The organism is Pigmentiphaga humi (assembly GCF_900606115.1).
GTDB lineage: Bacteria > Pseudomonadota > Gammaproteobacteria > Burkholderiales > Burkholderiaceae_B > Pigmentiphaga > Pigmentiphaga humi.
On the sequence record NZ_UWPJ01000022.1, the window covers coordinates 97356 to 118158 of the forward strand.

Consider the following 20803-nt stretch of genomic DNA (forward strand, 5'->3'; position numbering starts at 1 on the left):
AAAGTGGGCGGATTGTAGAAACGCGATTCGGTCTGGTCAACCTTACATGCGCCCCATTTTGGTGCCGACCGTGGGGAAGCCCGGTCATTGCTATTTTCTATCACTATTGATGAGACCGTATACGGCTACATCAAAATAAGTAAGTATTTACTATCACGACGAACGCAGCAGAATATGAAAAAATTGTAAAAAGCGTGGGATCTGTCCGATGTGCTCGTCCATTGCGGGCTTCGGCCGGCCTGTGCGGCAGCCGGGTTACAGTGGCGATGCTCATGATTGCCGCCAAGGTACTGCCACCGTGAAATACCGCGACCTCCGAGACTTTCTTCGCCAACTCGAAGCCCAGGGCGATCTCAAGCGCATCGCTACCGAAGTTTCCACGCACCTGGAGATCACCGAGATCAGCGACCGCGTGCTGCGCGCCGGCGGCCCCGCCCTGCTGTTCGAAAACGCCCGCCAGCCGGGGCGCGGCAAGGCCGCCATGCCGGTGCTCGCCAATTTGTTCGGCACCCCGCGCCGGGTCGCGCTGGGCATGGGCGCGGACGATGTCGGGGCGCTGCACGAAGTAGGCGAACTGCTGGCCTCGCTGCGCGAGCCCGAGCCGCCGCGCGGCCTGCGCGACGCGCTGGGCAAGGTGTCCATGCTGAAGTCCGCGCTGTGGGACATGGCGCCGCGCGAAGTCCGCAACGCCCCGTGCCAGGAAATCGTCATCGAAGGCGACGACGTGGACCTGTCCAGCCTGCCCATCCAGCATTGCTGGCCCGGCGACGTCGCCCCGCTGCTGGCGTGGGGCCTGGTGGTCACGCGCGGGCCCAACCGCAAACGGCAAAACCTGGGCATCTACCGGCAACAGCCCATCGGCCGCAACAAGCTGATCATGCGCTGGCTGTCGCACCGCGGCGGCGCGCTGGATTTCCGCGAACACATGCTGGCCCATCCCGGCCAGCCCTTTCCGGTGGCGGTGGCGCTGGGCGCGGATCCGGCCACCATCCTGGGCGCCGTGACGCCCGTGCCCGACGCGCTGTCGGAGTACCAGTTCGCGGGCCTGCTGCGCGGCGGCCGCACCGAGACGGTGCGCTGCCTGGGCAGCACGCTGAGCGTGCCGGCCTCGGCCGAGATCGTGCTGGAGGGCCACTTGTTGCCGCTCACCGATCCACGCGCGGCCGCGCCCCGGTCGGCCGCCGGCGCGCCGGCGGCGCCGGACACCGGCTACGAGATGGCGCTGGAAGGCCCCTACGGCGACCACACCGGCTATTACAACGAGCAGGACTGGTTTCCCGTCTTCACCGTCGAGCGCATCACCATGCGCCGCGACCCCATCTACCACTCCACCTACACCGGCAAGCCGCCCGACGAACCCGCCGTGCTCGGCGTGGCGCTCAACGAGGTTTTCACGCCGCTGCTGCGCCGGCAATTGCCCGAGATCGTCGATTTCTACCTGCCGCCCGAAGGCTGCAGCTACCGCCTGGCCATCGTGTCGATCCGCAAGCAGTACGCCGGCCACGCCAAGCGGGTGATGTTCGGAATCTGGAGCGTGCTGCGCCAGTTCATGTACACCAAGTTCATCGTGGTGGTGGACGAGGAAATCGACGTACGCAATTGGCCGGACGTCGTGTGGGCGATCACCACACGCATGGATCCGGTGCGCGATACCCTGCTGACCGACCGCACGCCCATCGACTACCTGGATTTCGCCTCGCCGGTTTCAGGCCTCGGCGGCAAGATGGGGCTCGATGCCACCAATAAATGGCCGGGCGAGACCGACCGCGAATGGGGCCGGCCCATCGAGATGGACCAGGCGGTCAAGCAGCGCGTGGACGATATCTGGCAGGAACTGGGGATCTGATCCGGCCGGGCCGGACGGCGCAATCCCCGGCGGGGGATTGCGCAATGGGCCGCTCAGCGAGGGTCGGCCCGCGAACCTCGGTCTTGTTTGATGGCGCTCCAGAGCTTGTAGCCCTGGTAGGCCGCCAGGGCGGCCCCGCCCAGCTTGGCGACACGCCAGATGCCGCGCGGACGGATGCGGGTCAGCAGCATGGATGCCGCCGACGAGACGAAGGGATAGCGGCGCAGGATGCGCCACGCCTGCATCGCGCTGCCCACGCCGCCGCTGGAGGCCAGCTTTGGCCAGACCGTCTTCAGGAGCCGGCCGGGCGAAGCCGCGGCCTGGACCTGGTGCAAATGGCTGGCGAACTCCAGCCGCTCGATCGTCGAGCGCGCCAGCAGCAGTTCCTTGCGGGCCTGCATGTCGACATGGCGGTGGCGGCTCATGGGCGGCTCCGGGATTCGGCGTCGGCAACCGCCGCCAGCATGTCGCGGTCGCGCTGCAGTTCAGCCAAGGTTTCCTCGAACGCGATGGGCGCCCCGAAAGCCTGGCGCCGCACCATCAGCAGCATGACGAGACCGACCAGCAGGTAGGCCGCGCCCACCAGCGCAATCGCCAAATGGCGATATTCGGTATCCCAGAACACCACTACCACCAGCAGCGAGAACATCATCAGGCCCAGGGTCAGGCACAGCAGCGCGGCGAGCGCCACCAGCAGCATGCCCATCAGGCGGGATTTTTCCTCGGCCAGTTCGATGGCGACCAGTTCGAGCCGGGTACGCAGGATGCCGACCGACGTGGCAGCCAGCGCCCGGAGCGAACGCAGCAGATGCGGAGACTCGGACACCGCGCCGCCCCGATCAGCGGCGGCCGTTGACGAGCAGACCGGCCAGGAAGCCGATCGCAGCGCCGATGCCGATGGCGCGCCACGGGCTGTCGTGCACGAAATCGTCGGTGGCGCGGGCGGCAGCCTTGCCGCGCTCGAACATCGACTCCTGCACGTCGACCAGCTTTTCGCGGGCGCGCTTGAGGGACGTCATGGCGCGCTCGCGCAGTTCGACGGCGCGATCGCCCGTGCTCGAGGCCGCCTGTTTGAAAAGGTCTTCGGCGTCGCTCAGCACGACCTTGACGTCGGAGAGGAGTTTTTCTTTGCCGGCGTTATTGGTTGTCATGGTCTTGCGCTCCCTGTGTTGTATTGCGGTTGGACGGTTCGATGATAGCAGCCGATTTCGCATACCGGAACCCTGCAAGAGCTGCGCGCTCCCGCCCGAAACCCGCGCCGCCCGGGCCTGAGCAGCCAGCGGGGCAGGATCGGGTAACACTTGCAACCTCATACTTGCATCATTGCGCCGTCAGCCATGCCACCAGTTTGTCGTGAAAGCCATTGGCCTGCTGCGCCTTCTCGTCGTTGACCAGGCTCACCACCGTATAGCGCTGCCCGCTGGCGCCCAGCGCATAGCCGGCCAGCGCGCGGACGTCGCGCAGCGAACCGCTCTTGAGGTGGGCCATGCCCGCCGCCTCGGAATTGCGCAGGCGCCGCCGGACGGTGCCGTCCACCCCGGAGATCGCCAGCGAGGACACGAATTCCGGCATGACCGGCGAGCGCCACGCCGCGCCCAGCAGGCGCGCCAGGCTGTCGGCCGAGATCCGGCCATTGCGCGACAGCCCGGAGCCGTTGTCCAGCATCAATTCGGGAAACCGCAGCCCGCGCGCCGCGAGGATGTCGTCCACGGCGCGGCCGCCGCTGGCCACGGTGGCCGGCCCGGGCTCGTAGCCGGCGCCCAGCGCCAGCAGCAGCAGGCGCGCCATCACGTTGTTGCTCAGCTTGTTGATCTGCCGCACCACCTCGGCCATCGGCGCCGAATCGTGGACGGCGAACAGTACCGCGTCGCCCGGCACGCGGCCCTCGCGGACGCGGCCCTGCATGCTGCCGCCCATTTCCTGCCACAGCACGCGGAACACCGCCTCCGCATGACGAGGCTGGGACAATGCCAGCCGATACAGGCTGAACTCGCCGCAGCCGCCGGCCACGGTGCCGGACAGCCGCAGCGACACCCCGGACGAGGTCAGGAAGGGTTCGGTCTGGACCGAGGGCGCGCCCGGACAAGCCTGGTCGGACCATTTCACCCCGCCTTCGACCTTGACGCCCGGCAGTTGCGGGTCGAGGCTGACGTGCCACTGGCGGGTGCGCGGATCGGGCGTGAACAGCAGACGCACCGCGCCGAACCCGACCATCCAGGCATCCGGACTGGCGTTATAAGGGCGCGAGGGATCCCCGTCGAAGGCACCGGGATCGATGGCCACCGGCCCGAACACCGATCGGTCCACCACCAGCTCCGGGATCCGGCGCACGCCGCGCACGCGCAGTTCGCGCAGCAACTGCCACAGGTCTTCCAGACGGAATTGGGGATCGCCGCTGGCTCGCAGGTACAGCGGGCCGGACAGCGTACCGTCGGCGCCGATGGTCGTGCCCGGATCCACCAGCAATTGCGTGCGCCACACGTAGGCCGGCCCCAGACTGTCGAGCGCGGCGAAAGTGGTGACCAGCTTCATGACCGAGGCGGGATTGCGCGGCTGCCCCGCGTTGACGGCAAGCAGCCGCGTGCCGTCCATGCGCTCGACCACCAGCGAAAGCGCGCTTTCCGGCAAGCCGGTGGCAGCCCAGGCCGCCGCCAGGTCGGGCGGCAGCGCCTGCGCGCGCGCCCACGCGGCAGGCATGCACACCAGGCACCACAACAGGACGACGCGCGCCGCCCTCCCCACGCCGGCCATCCGGCTTCGGCAACGATCCGCGAACGGACCAGCCTGCACTCGACGATGCTGCAACGCCTATCCCCTATACCCGATCGGCCGCAGACGACGCGGCCGGCACGCTTTGAACAGAGGCTAGAGCATAACGGTTCGCGCCGGCGGGCTCAGCGGTACAGCGAGGTTTCGTAGCGCACCAGCAGATGCTGCATGTCGCCTACGGTGCCCTTGAGCGCTTCGGTCGCCTGCGCGAGCGAAGCAACCGAGGTCGACGTGCGCTCGACCTCGTTCGAGATGCCTTCCATACTCTCGGCCACTTCCTTGGAAGCCGACGACTGCTGCATCAGCATGCCGGAGATGTCGCGCGCGCGCTCCACCACGAGCGAGGAAGAATGGCGCACGCGTTCGAAGAAGCCGGCGCTCTCGCGGATCTGTTCGCCGCTGTACTGCACCGAGGTCACCGCTTCCTGCATGGACGTCGACGTCTCGGTGGCGAAGCGGGTAATGGCTTCCAGCGCATGGCCGATGTCGCCGGTGCTGCCCGCCGTGCGGTCCGACAGGGTGCGGACCTCTTCGGCAACGACACCGAAGCCGCGGCCGTTCTCGCCGGCGCGGGCGGCCTCGATGGCCGCGTTGAGCGACAGCAGGCGGGTCTGGTTGGCGATCTCGCTGATGGCCTGGGTCACGCCGGCAATGGTCGAGACCAGGTCGTGCAGCGAGCCGATCTGGGCATTGGTGCGCCCCACCGCCTCGGCCACCGAGTTGGTGCCGCGCACCGAATCGCCGATCTTGGCCTCGGCGGTATCCACCTCGTTCAGCGCCGATTCGGACAGCGACAGCGCCGTGCCCGTATGCTGCGAAGCCTCGCGGATCGCTACGCTCATCTGCTCGACCGCCGCGGCGATGCGCGTCAGGCGGTCGCGCTGCTCGTCGATCACGCCGCGTATGGCCATGATCTCGCCATTGACGCGATTGGCGCTGCCATCGACCGCATTCGCCACCTGCAGCACGTCGCAGAGCGTGGAACGCATGTGGATGCGGGTGGATTCGACCCGCATCGGCAGGCCGCCGAGATCGAACTGGTGCCGACTTTCGACCCGCTCGGACAACCGGCCTTCGCCGATGGCGGCCAGCGCGCTGCCGATGCGCTGCAGCGGCGTGGCGATGCGGACCCGCCAAACCGCGGCCAGCGCGGCGATCACGCCGGCCTGGGCCACCAGCCAGCCCCAGTGCGGCAGCAGCCAGCCGCCCAGCGCCACCAGCAGTGTCGCGATGGCGCCCGCCGCGCTCCAGGGGCCGGGGCGATGCCACCAGTGCGGCCGGTGCGTGGCCGGAAAACGCGCCTTGCCGGCCGCCATGTCGGCATAGAGCGCCTCCGTCGCGGCGACCTCGGTCCGGTCGGGCGCGTTGCGCACCGACATATAGCCGACGTGGGCGCCGTTCTCGTGCAGCGGCGTGACGTAGGCCTCGACCCAGTAGAAGCCGCCGTCCTTGCAGCGGTTCTTGACCAGGCCGCGCCAGGGCTGGCCGCGCTTGATCGTCTGCCAGAGGTCGGCAAAGGCTTCCACCGGCATGTCCGGATGGCGCACGATGTTGTGCGGCTGCCCGACGAGTTCGTCGCGGGCAAAACCGCTGACCTCGACGAATGCCGGATTGGCGTAGGTGATGCGCCCTTTCAGGTCGGTGGTGGTGACGATCGGGCGGCTTTTCTCGACGAACCGCTCGACCGACGTGACAGGCAGATTCTTGCGCATAGACTTCTTAAAAAGGTAGGCCATCCGGACCCGCCCCCTATCCGCTTGCGCGGGCTCCCTCGAGAGGAGGCGGCGCTGGCGGACCGGCAAAGCCGGATCCGCGGCGCCCGGGATGGGACACGGCTGGCTTCATGCGCTGCGACAGCGTGCAGCGCCGAAGGAAATTCGTCCGATGCATCGTTGTCGGCCAGAAGTCCTAGGAACTTTAGGGGTATTTGCCGCCGGACCGCGTCGAGAGAAGGCGCCCCTTCCGGAGCGGCGCACTAGAATGCGGGGGAACCACGCAAGAAGGATCCCTATGTCCAGCCTGGAACTCCTCAGCCAGCATGCCTGCTTCGGCGGCCAGCAACGCTTCTACAAGCACGATTCCGCGCAGATCGGCCTGCCCATGCGCTTCTCGGTCTATCTGCCGCCGCAGGCCGGGGCCGGCCGCGTGCCGGTGCTGTTCTATCTCGCGGGCCTGACGTGCACCGAAGAGACCTTCATGATCAAGGCTGGCGCCCAGCGCCTGGCCGCCCGGCACGGCATCATGCTGGTGGCTCCCGATACCAGTCCGCGCGGCGCCAACCTGCCCGGCGAGACCGACAGCTGGGACTTCGGCGCGGGCGCCGGCTTCTACCTCGATGCCACCGAGCAGCCCTGGGCCCGGCACTACCGCATGCACAGCTACATCGTGGAGGAACTGTTCGGCATCGCGACCGCCGAGCTGCCCGGCGATGGCGCCCGGGCCGGCGTCTTCGGCCACTCCATGGGCGGCCACGGCGCGCTGGTACTGGCGCTGCGCAATCCCGGCAAGTTCCGTTCGGTCTCGGCGTTCGCCCCCATCGCCCACCCGAGCGATTGCCCGTGGGGCCACAAGGCCTTCGGCAACTACCTGGGCAACGACCGCGAGCAATGGAAGCAGTACGACGCCACCGAGCTGATGCGCGGCGCGCGCCAGCCCTTCCCGGGCGGCATCCTGGTCGACCAGGGCCTGGCCGACCAGTTCCTCGACGCACAACTGCGCCCCGAAGCCTTCGAAGACGCCTGCCGGCAGGCCGGCCAGCCGCTGGAACTGCGCCGCCACGCGGGCTACGACCACGGCTATTACTTCATCTCCACCTTCATGGAAGACCACCTGGCCTTCCATGCCAAAGCGCTGGGCGCCTGAACGGCCCGGAGTTCAGAACGACGTCCGCAGCCCCACCTTCACGCTGCGCCCGCCCAGCGGCGCGATGTCCCGCAGGATGGAGGTGGCGCTGCGCGCCTCCTTGTCGGTGAGGTTGTCGGCGCGCACGTAGGCCAGGCTGCTCAGTCCGTTCCAGCGGAAACGGTAGCTCAGCGAAGCGCCCAGCAGCACGTAGCCGGCGGTCGGCGTGTCGTTGGCCGGCACCCGCGACTGCCTGGCCACGTAGTCCACGTTCAGGCGCGCGTCCCACGGGCCGCTGCCGTAGATCAGCGACGAACCGGCGCGCCAGGGCGCCAGCCTCGGCAGCGGTTCGCCGGTGTCGCGGTTGCTGCCGCGCACCGTATCCGCGCGCAGCGCCACGTCCAGCTTGTCGGCGGAAGCCAGCAGGCCGCGCGCGACCGTGGCCCGGCCTTGCGCTTCCAGGCCGTACAGCCGGGCCGGCACGCCCAGGTAGCGGTACTCCGGCAGGGCGTCGCCGCTTCCCGGCGCCACCGCATTGCCGTCCTCGTCGCGCGCCGCGCCGGTCGCGGCCAGGGCCAGATAGTTGCTGAAGCGGCTGTAGTAGGCCGATACGCTGCCCTGGTAGGCCTCGCGCCGGACTTTCAGGCCGATGTCGAGCGACACCGCCTTTTCCTTGGCCGCGTCGGGGTCGCCCTGCTCGTACGCGCCGGTGGCCACGTGGGGGCCGTTGGCATAGAGCTCGTAGAAAGTGGGCGCGCGCTCGGTATAGGCGAGATTGCCGGTCAGCGTGCGCGCCTCGTCCAGTTTGTACAGCAGCCCTGCCGATGCGCTGCCGGCGGTGAAGCTGCGGCTGGCGTCGCGGAAACGGCTGTTGCCCGCGGCGCTGGCCGAGATGGCGCTGTGGTCCGCGCGCGCCCCCAGGTCCAGCTTCAGGCTGCCCGAGGCGTTCAAGGGCCGCTCTTCGAAGACGAACAAGGCGGCGGTGTCGGTGTCCGTGGACGGAACGAACGCCTCTTCGCCCAGCGCGGAGAAACGCTTCTGCCCGACTTCCGCCCCGAGCACGCCGGTCCATAGGCCCAGCGGCCCATGCTGGGCTTCCACACGCCCTTCCCAGCCGCGATTGCGGAACACCGTGCCGGTCTCGCCGCCTTCGATCTCCTTGTGTTCGTAGTCGCTGTAGCCGAGCTTGCCACGCACGGTGTGGAACAGCCCGCCCGCCAGGCCCAGGCCGCGCGCCTCGCCCTCGAGCGCGAAGTTATCCTGCTTCATGTCGATGCGGACGTCCTCTTCGGCCACGGTGCCGTAGTTGCTGCGGTAGCCGCTGTAGCTCGCCCCCAGGTAGCCGTCCGCCCAGGTGCGCGAGATGCCCAGGGCGCCGCCGTACTGGCGGGCGCTGCTGTTGGGCAGGCGACCCTGCGCCTCGGTCTCGCCGGCGTCGAGCGGCTCGGCGGCGCGCAGGCGGGCGCTGCGCGCGTAGCCGGGAATGTGCAGATCGCTGGTCTCGCGGTCGAAGGCATCGGCATGCACGGCGAGCTCGCCATTGCCGCCCTCGACCATGACGCTGCCGCCGCGCTCGGCGTCGGCGCCGCCTGCGCGCGCATCAACCGCGCCGTGCATGCCCCGCACCGGCTCCTTGGGAATGCGGTTGTTGATGACGTTGACCACGCCGCCCATGGCATTGCCGCCATACAGCAGCGCCGCCGGACCGCGAACCACTTCCACCCGGTCCACCACCAGCGGATCGATAGGCACCGCATGGTCGTATGACAGCGCGGAGGCGTCGAGCGAAATCCCGCCGTTCTGCAGAATGCGGATGCGGTCGCCGTCCAGGCCGCGGATGACGGGCCGGCCGACATTCGGGCCGAAGCTGCCGTTGGCCACGCCGGGCAGCCCGTCCACGGTGTCGCCGAGCGTGCTGCCGCGCCGCACCGCGAGTTCGTCGCCTTCCAGGCTGGAGACGGCCGGCACCAGGTCCATCAGGTCGCTGCCGAGCGGATTGCCGGTCACCACGATGCCGCGCAACTGCACGGTGGGCGCGGCGGGCGGCGTATCGGCGGCCTGAGCGAAGGAGGATGAGGAAAACAGGATCGGCCAAGCGGCCGCAAGCGGCGTGAGCCGCCGAATCGAACGTATTGTCATGGAAGAAATCCCGTCCCCTCGCGCTTCGCATGCCGGCATGGCCGGCTCCCGGCCGCTATGCAGCAGCCTCCATGGAGCCAGGGTCGGGAATGCCAAGCGCAGGGGGATCGTTGGAAGGACGCCTCGCCGGCCGGGGCCGGAGAGGTGCGAAGACAGGCCTATGGCCTGCCGGCATCGTTCCGATCAGGCGGGAAGCTGCGGCGGGGCTCGGCTCAGGAAGCGGCGTGGCGCCGCCAGGTGCGGCGTCGCGCCCGCTTCGGCCAGGACGGCCGGCAGATGCGAAGCAAGCGGTGGAACCAGGACGATGGGCAGCGCGGGCGGGCCGTCGGACAATGCCGCTGCCGCGTAGAGCACGCAGGAATGGCCGGCATGGCCATAGGCCTTGGCCGGCCCGCCAGCGAGGCCGGCCGGCGACTCGGACCAGCCGTGCTCGATCTCGTGCAGCACGCCGGCCCATTGCGCCACGCACAGAGCAAGGACGAGCCAGGCCGCCAGCATGCGGACGGACCGCGCGCCGGTCCAGCCAGCGCCGAGGCGGCGCTTTCTGCTCGAGACCATGACCATGCCCGCAGGATCGCATGCGCGCGCTGAACGCAAGCTGAACCCGCATCGCACCGCCGCGCCCCTGCCGAAGGCGGGCACCTGGATGGTAAGGTTGTGGCCTTCCGGTAAACACGCCGCCCATGCACGCATCGCCCCTCTCCTCCTTTCCCGCCAGGCGCGCGATACGCGCGCGCCTGCGGCTGGCCGGCCTGCTCGCCGCAGGCCTGGCGGCCTGTGCCGGGGCCGCGGCGCAGGCTCCCGATACCGCGCCCGAGGCCCAGACGGCCTACACGCCCAAGCAGGCGGCGATGGCTCGCCGCTTCATGGCGGTCACCGCCCATCCGCTGGCGACCGACGCCGCCTGGCGCGTCCTGGACCGCGGCGGCCACGCCATCGATGCCGCCATCGCCGCGCAAGCCATGCTGAGCCTGGTCGAGCCGCAGTCCTCGGGCCTGGGCGGCGGCGCGTTCCTGCTTTATTACGACGCCGCCACAGGCACGGTCTCCGCGTTCGACGGCCGCGAAACCGCGCCCGCGGCCGCTGGCGCCGACCGTTTCCTGGAAGACGGCCGGCCGATGGAATTCGCGCAGGCGGTCGATAGCGGCAAATCGGTGGGCGTGCCAGGCATGCTGCGCGCGCTCGAGCTGGCCCACGCCCGTCATGGCAGGCAGCCATGGCGCACCTTGTTCGACGACGCGATCGCCCGCGCGCGGCACGGTTTCCCGGTATCGCAGCGGCTCGCGGCGCTGCTGGACGGCAACGCGCGCCTGGCCGCCCAGCCGGCGGCGCGCGCCTATTTCTTCCACGCCGACGGCACGGCGCGCCGCCAGGGCGAGATCCTGCGCAACCCCGCGCTGGCCCGCACGCTGGCGGACATCGCCCGCCACGGCGCCGACGCCTTCTACCATGGCGCGCCGGCGCAGGCCATGGTGGACGCGGTCCGCGCCCATCCGCAGCCGGGCGACCTCTCGCTGGCCGACCTGGCAGGCTACGCCGCGCGCGAGCGGCCGGCGCTGTGCCGGCCCTACCGCGCCTATACGGTCTGCGGCATGCCGCCGCCCAGTTCGGGCGGCCTGGCGGTCGCGCAGATGCTGGCCCTGCTCGACGCTACGCCGCTCGCCCGGTACGCTCCCCTGTCGGCCGAAGCCGTCCACTATTTTTCCGAAGCCGGCCGGCTGGCTTACGCCGACCGCGACCGCTACGTAGCCGACCCCGACTTCGTCGACGTCCCGGTGCAGGCGTTGCTGGAGCCGGCCTACGTGGCCCGGCGCGCCGCGCTGATCCGCCCCGACCGCGCGATGGGCCGGGCCCACCCCGGCGAGCCGCTGCCGGGCGCGCTGTCGCGGCACGGCGAAGACGATACGCCCGCCCTGCCCTCGACCACCCATTTGTCCATCGTCGATGCCGAGGGCAACGCAGTCGCGATGACCGCCTCGATCGAGCAGGCCTTCGGCAGCAAGATCTTCGTCGGCGGCTTCCTGCTCAACAATGAACTGACGGACTTCGCGCTCTCGCCGCGGGACGCGCGCGGCCGCCCTGCCGCCAACCGGGTCGAGCCGGGCAAGCGTCCGCGCAGCACCATGGCCCCCACCATCGTGCTGCGGCGCGACGGCGCCGGTCCGGCCCTGCGCCTGGTGGTGGGCGCGCCCGGCGGCGTCGCGATCGCGAATTACGTGGCCCAGACCGTGCTCGCCAATCTCACGTGGGGCCTGGACATCCAGAGCGCCATCGACCTGCCGCGCTACGGCAGCCGCAACGGCCCGACCGAACTCGAGCGCGGCACCGTCCTCGAATCCCTGCAGCCCGCGCTGCGCGCCATGGGACATGCCACCGCGGTCGTGTCCTCGCCCAGCGGCCTGCACGGCGTGGAAATGATGAGCAACGGCATGCTGCGGGGCGGCGCCGACCCGCGCCGCGAAGGCATGGCACGAGGGCGGTGAACACATGATGCGAATCCCGTTTCCAGGCGCTGCAGCGCGGCAATCGCTACATCCGGTAGTACTTGTACACGCAAGCATCCCCATCGGAACGGCCATAGCCTCTAAAATCGCCGTTCCAGAATTCTCGCCATACCCGGACGACCATAGATCCGTGACTGACTTCCCTCTCCTTGTTTCCCGGAAGCGCCTGCGCGCCTCCCGCGTCCTGCTGTCCGCCCTGGCGTTGACGGTCGGCCTGCTGGCCGCCGCGCCTGCGAGCGCTTTCGATTTCTTCGATGTCACCCGGCGCGCCAAGGCGCTGGCCAACGAGAAATACAAGGCGCCCAGCAGCGCACTGCCCAAGGAGTTGCGCGAACTCAAGTACGCCGATTACCAGCAGATACGGATCAAGCCGGACCGGCAGCTCTGGGCCGACGGCCGCACGACCTTCCAGGTCGCCTTCCTGCACCAGGGCATGGCCTTCGACCTGCCCATCAAAATCAACGAGATCGACGCAGAAGGCGTGCGCGAGATCAAATACGACCCCGACGACTTCGACTTCGGCACACGCAAGCCTGACCTGAAGCAGCTCAAGAACCTCGGCTTCGCGGGTTTCCGCGTGTTCCATTCCTTCGGCGACCGGGCCAACAAGCGCGACGGCGAGCTGGCCTCGTTCCTGGGCGCGAGCTACTTCCGCGTGGCCGGCAAGGGCCAGGTCTTCGGCGTGTCCGCGCGCGGCCTGGCCATCGACACGGCGGTCGCCTCGGGTGAAGAATTCCCGCGCTTCCGCGAATTCTGGATCGCCCGTCCGGCCAACAACGACAAGCACCTCGTCATCTACGCGCTGCTCGACTCGCCGCGCGCCACCGGCGCCTATCGCTTCACCATCAATCCCGACGAAGACACCACGGTCCAGGTGCGTTCGCGCGTCTACCTGCGCGCGCCGGTCGGCAAACTGGGCATCGCCGCGATGTCCAGCATGTACCTGTACGGTTCGGCCCAGCCCTCTTCAGCCGCCAATTTCCGTCCCGAACTGCACAATTCCGACGGCCTGGGCATACGGGCCGGCAACGGCGAATGGCTGTGGCGCCCACTGAACAATCCGCGCCGGCTCGCCAGCAGCTCGTTCGCCGTCGAGAATCCGCGCGGTTTCGGGCTGCAGCAGCGTTCGCGCGATTTCCGCCTCTATGAAGACCTGGACGAGCGCTACGACCTGCGTCCCTCGCTGTGGGTCGAACCCGAGGGCGACTGGGGCAAGGGCCGCGTGGAACTGCTCGAACTCCCCACCTCCGACGAGACCAACGACAACATCGCCGCGTTCTGGGTCCCGGAGAGTCCGCCCAAGCCCGGCGCGGCGCTGGACCTGAACTACACGCTGCGATGGACTCGCAACGAAACCGCGCTGGCCGACGCGAAGCTGGCGCGCGTGCTGCAGACGCGGCGCTCGACAGGCGAAACCCGCGGCGCCGACCAGATCCGGCGGCCGGACGGCAGCATCGCGCTGATGGTGGACTTCTCCGCGCCGGTCCCGGCCAAGCCCAAGGATCCGCCGCTGCCGGTGTCGCTGAATTTCTCCACCAGCGGCAACGCCGACGTGCTGGAGAACAGCCTGCGCCGCAATCCCGTCACCGGCGGCTGGCGCGTCAGCTTGCGGCTGAAGGTCAAGGATCCGGCCAAGCCGGTGGAAATGCGCGCCGCGCTGGTCAATGGCCAGAACCCCGTATCCGAAACCTGGAGCTACCAGCTGCCGGGCTATGAGACGGGTGAATAAGGCCATGTCCGCGGCGCTAGACCAACTTTCCCCCGAACACGGCCAGGCCGAAGAACTGGCGCAGACGCTGCGCACGGCCTGTGGCCCGGAACTGGAACAGCACGGCCTGGTCGGCCGCGACGGCGACGGGCGCCTGCGCATCGAGACCGCGCCGCCCATCCGCCGCGCTTCCATGGTGCCCGAACCCTGGGTCACCAATCCCCTCATGCGCGGCTGGAAGCGCGTCAGCAGCAAGATGCACCGCAGCCGCGCGCAGGGGCTGACGCAGCCCCCTGAACCACGCTGGAAAAGCGCGGGCCGGGCGCGCCGCATGATCCTGCTGATCGCCGTGCTGGCGCAGACGGCCGTGGCCACCTGGTACATGAAGGCGGTGCTGCCCTACCAAGGCGGCCAGGCGCTGGAAATCGCCATCCTGCTGCTGTTCGCGCTGCTGTTCTGCTGGGTTTCGGCCGGCTTCTGGACCGCGCTGATGGGCTTTCTGCAGCTGATGATAGGCCGCGACCGCTACAGCATCTCGGCCACCGTGGCCGAGGGCGTGCCGATCTCGCCGCACAGCCGCACCGCCATCGTCATGCCCATCTGCAACGAGGACGTCGGACGCGTGTTCGCGGGCCTGCGCGCCACCTACGAATCGGTCGAGCGCACGGGCGACCTCGACAAGTTCGACTTCTTCATCCTGAGCGACAGCTACAAGGCCGACCAATGCGTCCAGGAGCAACAGGCGTGGGTGGACGTCTGCAAGGCGGTCGGCGGCTTCGGCCGCATCTTCTACCGGCGCCGGCGCCGGCGGGTCAAGCGCAAGAGCGGCAACATCGACGATTTCTGCCGCCGCTGGGGCAGCCAGTACGACTACATGGTGGTGCTGGACGCCGACAGCGTGATGAGCGGCGAATGCTTGAGGCGCCTGGTCGTGCTGATGGACGCGAACCCCGAGGCCGGCATCATCCAGAGCGCGCCGCGCGCCTCCGGCATGGACAGCCTCTATGCGCGCGTGCAGCAATTCGCCACCCGCGTCTATGGTCCGCTGTTCACTGCCGGCCTGCATTTCTGGCAGCTGGGCGAATCCCACTACTGGGGCCACAACGCCATCATCCGGCTCGAACCGTTCATCCAGCACTGCGCACTGGCGCCGCTGCCCGGCAAAGGCGGCTTCTCGGGCGCCATTCTGTCGCACGACTTCGTCGAGGCAGCGCTGATGCGGCGCGCCGGCTGGGGCGTCTGGATCGCCTACGACCTGCCGGGCAGCTACGAAGAGCTGCCGCCCAACCTGCTGGACGAACTGCAGCGCGACCAGCGCTGGTGCCAGGGCAACCTGATGAATTTCCGGCTGTTCCTGATCAACGGCCTGCACCCGGTGCACCGGGCCGTGTTCCTGACCGGCGTGATGTCCTACCTATCGGCGCCGCTCTGGTTCCTGTTCCTGGCGCTGTCCACCGCGCTGCTCGCGGTGCACACGCTGACCACGCCGCAGTATTTCGTCACGCCCTTCCAGTTATTCCCGATCTGGCCGCAATGGCACCCCGAAGAAGCCATCGCGCTGTTCTCCACCACCGCGGTGCTGCTGTTCCTGCCCAAGGTGTTGAGCGTGCTGCTGGTATGGGCCAAGGGCGCGCGCGGCTACGGCGGCGCGTACAAACTGCTGTCGTCCATGCTGCTGGAAGTGCTGTTCTCGATGCTGCTGGCGCCGATACGGATGCTGTTCCACACGCGTTTCGTCGTGGCCGCCTACCTGGGCCTGAAAGTGCAGTGGAAATCGCCGGCGCGCGACAACAACGAGACCTCGTGGGGCGAGGCCTTCCGGCGCCACGGCCTGCAGACCCTGCTGGGCATCTGCTGGGGCCTGCTGGTGGCCTGGCTCAATCCCAACTTCCTGTGGTGGATGATCCCCATCCTGGCCTCGCTGGTGCTGGCCATCCCGCTGTCCGTGCTGTCCAGCCGAGTCGGCCTGGGCCGCGGCGCCTACGACGACGGCCTGTTCTGCATTCCCGAGGAAACCTCGCCGCCGCGCGAGCTGGCCGATACCGATCGCTACAACGAGGCCAACCAGGCGCAGGAACAACCGGGCTTCCTGGATGCCCTGCACCGCCCCGAGGTCAACGCGCTGGCCTATGGCTTCGGCACGGCCCGGCACCGGGCCGGCCATCCCATGATCGAATCGGCCCGGCAGGCGCGCGTGCGCAATGCGCTCGACGCCCGCCCCGAGCGCCTGAACGACCAGCACCGGGTGCGGCTGCTGGACGATCCGGTCGCGCTGCGCGCGCTGCACCGGGCGCTGCAAGCCTCCGAAGCCTCCGGGCACTGAGCGCCTCCGGCGCGGCGCAGCCGCCGCGCCGGCCCTCGATTCAGGCAGGCAGGTCGACCTGCTGCCCGTCGCTCGCGACCTGCGCCCGCCAACCCAGTTCACGCTCGATGCGCCCGGCCAGCACACCGGCCGGACCGGACTCTCCATGCGTCAAGAAAACCTGGCGCGGCGCGGCCGGCGCGGTGCGCAGCCAGGCCAGCAACTGCTCCGCGTCCGCATGCGCCGACATGCCTTTGAGCGCCACCACCTCCGCAACCACGGGCACGTCCTGGGCGAATATGCGCAGGGTCGGCTCGCCGGCCGCCAGCCGGGCGCCGCGCGTGCCGCGCGCCTGGTGGCCGGCCAGCACCACGGTGTTGCGCCGATCCGGCAGCATGGCGCGCAGGTGGTGGAGCACGCGCCCGCCGGTGGCCATGCCGCTGGCCGAAACGATGATCGAAGGAAAACGCATCTGCGTCACCTCGCGCGACTGGTCGCTGGTGCGCACCATGGTCGCGGATTGCGCCATGATCCGCGCCTGCTGCGCCGACAGGCGATGCTCGGCATGGTGGGCCGCGTAGATGCCGGTCATGTCGATCGCCATCGGGCTGTCCAGGAATACCGGCACGTCGGGAATCGCCGCGCGCGCCTTGAGCCGGGAGATCGCCAACAGCAGCGCCTGGGCGCGGCCGACCGCGAACGACGGGATCAGCACCTTGCCGCCCCGGCCCACCGTGCGCTTGACCACCTCGGCCAGCAATGCCTCCTGGTCGTCCGCGCCGTGCCGGCGATCGCCATAGGTGGACTCCATCACCAGATAATCGGCGGCGGGCATGGCGCTGGGCGGATACATGATGGCGTCGTCGGACCGGCCCAGGTCGCCCGAGAACAGCACGCTGGCGGCGTCCGTCTCGATCCGCGCCGAGGCCGCGCCCAGGATGTGGCCGGCATAGCGCAGCGCGACCCGCATGCCCGGCACGATCTCCTGCTCACGCTCGTAGTCCAGCGGCTGGAGGTAGCGCAGCACGTGGCGCGCGTTTTCCTCGGTATAGAGCGGCAGCGCGGGGTGGTGCCTGGAGGTGCGGTGGCGATTGGCGAAGGCTGCGTCCTCTTCCTGCAGGTGGCCGCTGTCGGGCAGCAGCAGGCCGCACAGCTCGATGGTGGCCGGCGTGGCATAGATGGGGCCGCGAAAGCCGCGCCGCATCAGCAACGGCAAGGCGCCCGAGTGATCCAGGTGGGCATGGGTGAGCACCACCGCGTCGATCGCCTGGGCATCGAAGGGGAACGGCGCCCAGTTCCGTTCGCGCAAGGGTTTTTCGCCCTGGAACAGGCCGCAATCGACCAGCACTTTGCGGCCGCCGTGCTCCAACAGATAGCGGGAGCCGGTCACCGTGCCGGCCGCCCCCAGAAAGCTCAGTTTCATACCGCTCCCGCAGGCTAGCTCGAGCGCACATCTTGCCACGGACGAGCGCCGCCGCGCGGGCACCCTACCCGCGCCGGGGGATGGGAGGCGGGCTCTTCTCGCCGGTCTTCCACAACGCCATCCCTATCGCCAGCCCGGCGAGGTGGGTCCAGGCCAGGCCCTGGGCCGTACCGAACACCAGGGGCGCAAGCAGTCCGGAGATCAGGGCGAACAGCATCATCTGAATGAAACCCTGCATGGACGCGGCCAGCCCGCGCATCTGCGGAAACACGCTCAGGACGATGACGGTCATGCCCGGCGACGCCAGCGACAGGCCGAAGGTATAGAGCATGAACGGCAGCACCGCGTACGGCACGCGGACCGCGAACAGGCTCGTATAACAGGCGCTGATCAGCACGCCCGCGCCCATCACGCAAAAGCCCACCCGTATCATCCGCTCGGCCGGGACGCGATGGGCCAGCCGGCTGGCCACCGCCGACCCCAGCATCATTCCCCCCACCATGGGGATGAACAGCCAGCCGAAAGCGGTCTCGGGCTTGCCGAGGATGGTCATGACGTAGGCCGAGGCGGATCCGACATACAGCGGCAGCCCGGAAAACACCATGGCCACGCCGCCGGCCATGAGCATGAAGCGGCGGCTGCGCGCCGCGCGCAGGTAGTTGGCCGCGATCGGCCTAAGCCGGAATGGCGTACGCTGCTCCGCCGGCAGGGTTTCGCCGAGCACTTTCCGGCTCACTGCCCACAATGCCGCGCCGAACAAGGCCAGGAACCAGAACACCGAGCGCCATCCCAGCGCGGCCTGCAGCCATCCGCCGATGACGGGCGCGAGCGCCGGCGCCACGCCGAACACCATGGTGATCATCGCCATCATGCGCTGCGCCTCGCTGCCGCGGAAGCGGTCCTGCACCATGGCGCGGGCGATGACCATGCCGGCCCCGCCGCACAGGCCTTGCAGCACGCGCACGGCGATCAGCATCTCGATGCTGGTGGCGAGCGCCGCCAGCGCCGAAGTAAGCGTGAACAGCAGCAGCGAGACCAGCATCACGGGCCGGCGGCCGAGCGAATCGGACAACGTGCCGTAGAACAGCATCATGACGCTCATGCCGGCCATGTAGAAACTCAGGGTCTGCTGGACCGCCAGCGGCGAGGCCTGCAGCGATGCGCCGATGGCATGGAACGAGGGCAGGTAGGCATCGATGCCCAGCGGCCCGACCATGGTCAGCAGCGCCAGCACGACAGTCAGGGCAAGAGTGGGCATGGAGGACGCCAAACAGGGAAAACCTGCCATTTTACCCGTTTCCCGGCGGGAAAGTAAGGGAAAACCCTCGGATATCGGACCAAACCGCCATGGCGGTTCTTCCCGACACGGCGCGCCGGGGCCTCCTCCCTGGCGGCCCCGGCGCGCAGGCCGTACCATCACGGCTTTGTCCGCCGGCCCGCTCCGCATGACCTCGCCGCAGCTCAACCGCATCCGCCTGCAGCACATCCGCTGCCTGCTCGCCACCGCGCAGCACGGCAATATGCGCGCGGCCGCGGAGTTCCTCGCCATCACCCAGCCGGCGGTCAGCAAGATCATCAAGGAGCTGGAGGAAATCGTCGGCAAGCCGCTGGTGGTGCGCCAGCGCCACGGCGTGGCCCTGACGCCCGCCGGCATGGCCTTCGTGCAGCACGCGCGCCAGGGCGTGCAGGCCCTGGAGATGGCGCTGGGCGAGGCGCGCGACCCCGAGGGCGACGCCGTCCGGCTCGGCGTGCTGCCCTCGCTCGCAGTGGACCTGCCGCAAGCGATCCTGCAGAGCTGGCGCGGCCGGGGACGGCACGGCACGGTGCGGCTGGAAACCGGCTTGAACCCGGAGCTGCTGGCCCGCCTGCGCCAGGGCGAACTCGACGCCGTGGTCGGCCGCCTGGCCGAGCCCGACCACATGCTGGAACTGCGCTTCGAGCCGCTGTGGAGCGAACCGCTGGTGGTCGCAACGCGGCCCGGCCATCCGCTGGCGCGCGCCGACTGGCAGGCCTGGCAGGCGCCCCGCCACCCCGTCATCCTGCCGCTGCCGGGCACCAGCATCTACCTGGCCGCCGACAGCTTCCTCGCGCAATTGCGGCCCGGCGCCAGCCATGACAGGCTGGAAACCCTGGCCGTGCCGCTGGCCCGCAACCTGACCCTGCACAGCGACGCCCTGTGGTTCGCCTCGCTGGGGACGGTCAAGACCGACCTGGAGCAGGGCACGCTGGCCGCGCGGCGCGTGCCGGGGGCCGCCACCGAGGCCATCGGCCTGTTCACCCAGGCTCAGCCCGCCGGACCCCGGCCGCTGGCGGGCGAGCTGGCGGACACGGTGCGCGGGGTCGCCGCGCGCTGGCGCGCCGATTGCGACCGGCTGGCCTGGGACCCGGCCTGAGCCGCCAGCTCTTTTCGGTCAAGATATTCCTTGGCGTAATATCTTGACGGCACATTCTTCACTTGTCCCCAATCCTGGCGCTGACTACAGTTGGCCCTGCAAACCATCCCCCATAACACGGTGTAGAGACATGAGCACTCCCATCCTGCCTCCCTCGGCCGCCGGCGTTTTCGTGCAGCGCGACAGCGATGCGCACCCGCCCGCCCATACCCCCGGCTACAAGACCAGCGTGCTGCGCTCGCCGCGCCGGGCCCTGATCTCCAACGTCGGCACGCTGTCCGAGAGCACTTCGCCCATCTTCCGTCCCGACGAACTGGGCCCCAAGGACAACGACCTGATTACCAACTTCGCCAAGGACGGCCTGCCCGTCGGCGAACGCGTCATCATCCACGGCTTCCTGCGCGACCAGTTCGGCCGTCCGGTCAAGAATGCCCTGATCGAGGTCTGGCAGGCCAACGCCAGCGGCCGCTACCGCCACAAGAACGACACCTACATCGGCAGCCTGGACCCCAACTTCGGCGGCTGTGGACGCATGCTGACGGACGAGAACGGCTACTACATGTTCCGTACCATCAAGCCCGGCCCCTACCCGTGGCGCAACCGCATCAACGACTGGCGCCCCTCGCACATCCACTACTCCATCCTGGCCGACGGCTGGGCGCAGCGCCTGATCACCCAGCAATACTTCGAAGGCGATCCGCTCATCCCGCACTGTCCCATCCTCAAGACCATCAGCAGCGAAGAGCAGGTCCGCGGCCTGATCGCGATGCAGGACATCGGCAACTTCATCGCGCTGGACAGCCGCTGCTACCGCTTCGACATCACCGTGCGCGGCCGCACCGCCACGTGGTTCGAAAACTGATCGAGGACCGCAGACC

16 protein-coding genes are annotated in these 20803 nt (G+C 69.1%); 7 read left to right on the plus strand and 9 right to left on the minus strand.

Going from position 1 to position 20803, the window contains the following annotated elements; translation table 11 throughout:
- The first annotated feature begins 298 nt into the window (after window positions 1–298).
- Complete coding sequence (ubiD, locus tag PIGHUM_RS13680) at window positions 299–1846, plus strand: 4-hydroxy-3-polyprenylbenzoate decarboxylase (RefSeq protein WP_124080118.1); 1548 nt, start codon at window positions 299–301, stop codon at window positions 1844–1846.
- A 53-nt stretch (window positions 1847–1899) separates the two neighbouring features.
- Here ubiD and PIGHUM_RS13685 read toward each other — a convergent pair whose 3' ends face one another.
- From PIGHUM_RS13685 to PIGHUM_RS13705, 5 genes are all read right to left on the minus strand, one after another.
- A complete protein-coding gene (locus PIGHUM_RS13685; RefSeq protein WP_124080119.1) occupies window positions 1900–2271 on the minus strand; it encodes a hypothetical protein in 372 nt (123 codons plus the stop codon).
- The gene (locus tag PIGHUM_RS13690) at window positions 2268–2672 is read right to left on the minus strand and encodes a phage holin family protein (protein ID WP_246013175.1); all 405 of its coding nucleotides are present in this window, start codon (window positions 2670–2672) and stop codon (window positions 2268–2270) included. The genes PIGHUM_RS13685 and PIGHUM_RS13690 overlap by 4 nt, the downstream gene beginning before the upstream one ends.
- A 13-nt stretch (window positions 2673–2685) precedes the next feature.
- Window positions 2686–2997 carry an ElaB/YgaM/YqjD family protein gene (locus PIGHUM_RS13695; protein ID WP_124080120.1) on the minus strand — a complete coding sequence of 104 codons (312 nt, stop codon included), beginning with the start codon at window positions 2995–2997 and terminating at the stop codon, window positions 2686–2688.
- 169 nt (window positions 2998–3166) lie between these two features.
- On the minus strand, window positions 3167–4543 hold the full coding sequence (gene dacB / locus PIGHUM_RS13700; protein ID WP_246013176.1) for a D-alanyl-D-alanine carboxypeptidase/D-alanyl-D-alanine endopeptidase: 1377 nt from the start codon (window positions 4541–4543) through the stop codon (window positions 3167–3169).
- Window positions 4544–4740: 197 nt separating this feature from the next.
- Window positions 4741–6327 carry a methyl-accepting chemotaxis protein gene (locus PIGHUM_RS13705; protein WP_160142258.1) on the minus strand — a complete coding sequence of 529 codons (1587 nt, stop codon included), beginning with the start codon at window positions 6325–6327 and terminating at the stop codon, window positions 4741–4743.
- A gap of 298 nt (window positions 6328–6625) precedes the next feature.
- Here PIGHUM_RS13705 and fghA point away from each other — a divergent pair, with 298 nt between their 5' ends.
- Window positions 6626–7477: an S-formylglutathione hydrolase gene (gene fghA, locus PIGHUM_RS13710; protein ID WP_187697790.1), complete on the plus strand. Its 852-nt coding sequence runs from the start codon at window positions 6626–6628 to the stop codon at window positions 7475–7477.
- Between the two features lie 12 nt (window positions 7478–7489).
- On the opposite strand, the gene PIGHUM_RS13715 is transcribed toward fghA, so the two are convergent.
- Entirely contained in the window at window positions 7490–9595 is a 2106-nt protein-coding gene (locus PIGHUM_RS13715; protein WP_246013178.1) for a TonB-dependent receptor, read from the minus strand.
- A gap of 183 nt (window positions 9596–9778) precedes the next feature.
- Complete coding sequence (locus PIGHUM_RS13720; protein ID WP_124080123.1) at window positions 9779–10153, minus strand: hypothetical protein; 375 nt, start codon at window positions 10151–10153, stop codon at window positions 9779–9781.
- 125 nt (window positions 10154–10278) lie between these two features.
- Here PIGHUM_RS13720 and ggt point away from each other — a divergent pair, with 125 nt between their 5' ends.
- From ggt to mdoH, 3 genes are all read left to right on the plus strand, one after another.
- The gene (gene ggt / locus PIGHUM_RS13725) at window positions 10279–12078 is read left to right on the plus strand and encodes a gamma-glutamyltransferase (RefSeq protein WP_124080124.1); all 1800 of its coding nucleotides are present in this window, start codon (window positions 10279–10281) and stop codon (window positions 12076–12078) included.
- A gap of 205 nt (window positions 12079–12283) precedes the next feature.
- Window positions 12284–13828: a glucan biosynthesis protein G gene (locus PIGHUM_RS13730; protein WP_281279081.1), complete on the plus strand. Its 1545-nt coding sequence runs from the start codon at window positions 12284–12286 to the stop codon at window positions 13826–13828.
- Window positions 13829–13832: 4 nt separating this feature from the next.
- Complete coding sequence (gene mdoH, locus PIGHUM_RS13735) at window positions 13833–16130, plus strand: glucans biosynthesis glucosyltransferase MdoH (RefSeq protein ID WP_246013180.1); 2298 nt, start codon at window positions 13833–13835, stop codon at window positions 16128–16130.
- Between the two features lie 40 nt (window positions 16131–16170).
- Here the strand turns inward: mdoH and PIGHUM_RS13740 are convergent, their stop codons facing one another.
- Together PIGHUM_RS13740 and PIGHUM_RS13745 are read right to left on the minus strand one after the other, a co-directional pair.
- Complete coding sequence (locus tag PIGHUM_RS13740; protein WP_124080126.1) at window positions 16171–17532, minus strand: MBL fold metallo-hydrolase; 1362 nt, start codon at window positions 17530–17532, stop codon at window positions 16171–16173.
- A 64-nt stretch (window positions 17533–17596) separates the two neighbouring features.
- On the minus strand, window positions 17597–18790 hold the full coding sequence (locus tag PIGHUM_RS13745) for a multidrug effflux MFS transporter (RefSeq protein WP_124080127.1): 1194 nt from the start codon (window positions 18788–18790) through the stop codon (window positions 17597–17599).
- Between the two features lie 187 nt (window positions 18791–18977).
- Between PIGHUM_RS13745 and PIGHUM_RS13750 the strand changes: the two genes are divergently transcribed.
- Both PIGHUM_RS13750 and pcaH read left to right on the plus strand, forming a co-directional pair.
- Window positions 18978–19925: a LysR substrate-binding domain-containing protein gene (locus tag PIGHUM_RS13750; RefSeq protein WP_160142259.1), complete on the plus strand. Its 948-nt coding sequence runs from the start codon at window positions 18978–18980 to the stop codon at window positions 19923–19925.
- Window positions 19926–20055: 130 nt separating this feature from the next.
- Entirely contained in the window at window positions 20056–20787 is a 732-nt protein-coding gene (gene pcaH / locus PIGHUM_RS13755; RefSeq protein WP_124080129.1) for a protocatechuate 3,4-dioxygenase subunit beta, read from the plus strand.
- Window positions 20788–20803: the final 16 nt, after the last annotated feature.

What these genes read in the sequence shown, in the direction of transcription:
- PIGHUM_RS13740 (WP_124080126.1), bottom strand. Translation starts at nt 17,532, where the DNA reads ATGAAACTGAGCTTTCTGGGGGCGGCCGGCACGGTGACCGGCTCCCGC.
- PIGHUM_RS13720 (WP_124080123.1), bottom strand. Translation starts at nt 10,153, where the DNA reads ATGGTCTCGAGCAGAAAGCGCCGCCTCGGCGCTGGCTGGACCGGCGCG.
- PIGHUM_RS13685 (WP_124080119.1), bottom strand. Translation starts at nt 2,271, where the DNA reads ATGAGCCGCCACCGCCATGTCGACATGCAGGCCCGCAAGGAACTGCTG.
- fghA (WP_187697790.1), top strand. Translation starts at nt 6,626, where the DNA reads ATGTCCAGCCTGGAACTCCTCAGCCAGCATGCCTGCTTCGGCGGCCAG.
- PIGHUM_RS13750 (WP_160142259.1), top strand. Translation starts at nt 18,978, where the DNA reads ATGACCTCGCCGCAGCTCAACCGCATCCGCCTGCAGCACATCCGCTGC.
- PIGHUM_RS13715 (WP_246013178.1), bottom strand. Translation starts at nt 9,595, where the DNA reads ATGACAATACGTTCGATTCGGCGGCTCACGCCGCTTGCGGCCGCTTGG.
- dacB (WP_246013176.1), bottom strand. Translation starts at nt 4,543, where the DNA reads ATGCCTGCCGCGTGGGCGCGCGCGCAGGCGCTGCCGCCCGACCTGGCG.
- mdoH (WP_246013180.1), top strand. Translation starts at nt 13,833, where the DNA reads ATGTCCGCGGCGCTAGACCAACTTTCCCCCGAACACGGCCAGGCCGAA.
- PIGHUM_RS13745 (WP_124080127.1), bottom strand. Translation starts at nt 18,790, where the DNA reads ATGCCCACTCTTGCCCTGACTGTCGTGCTGGCGCTGCTGACCATGGTC.
- PIGHUM_RS13705 (WP_160142258.1), bottom strand. Translation starts at nt 6,327, where the DNA reads ATGCGCAAGAATCTGCCTGTCACGTCGGTCGAGCGGTTCGTCGAGAAA.
- pcaH (WP_124080129.1), top strand. Translation starts at nt 20,056, where the DNA reads ATGAGCACTCCCATCCTGCCTCCCTCGGCCGCCGGCGTTTTCGTGCAG.
- ggt (WP_124080124.1), top strand. Translation starts at nt 10,279, where the DNA reads ATGCACGCATCGCCCCTCTCCTCCTTTCCCGCCAGGCGCGCGATACGC.
- PIGHUM_RS13695 (WP_124080120.1), bottom strand. Translation starts at nt 2,997, where the DNA reads ATGACAACCAATAACGCCGGCAAAGAAAAACTCCTCTCCGACGTCAAG.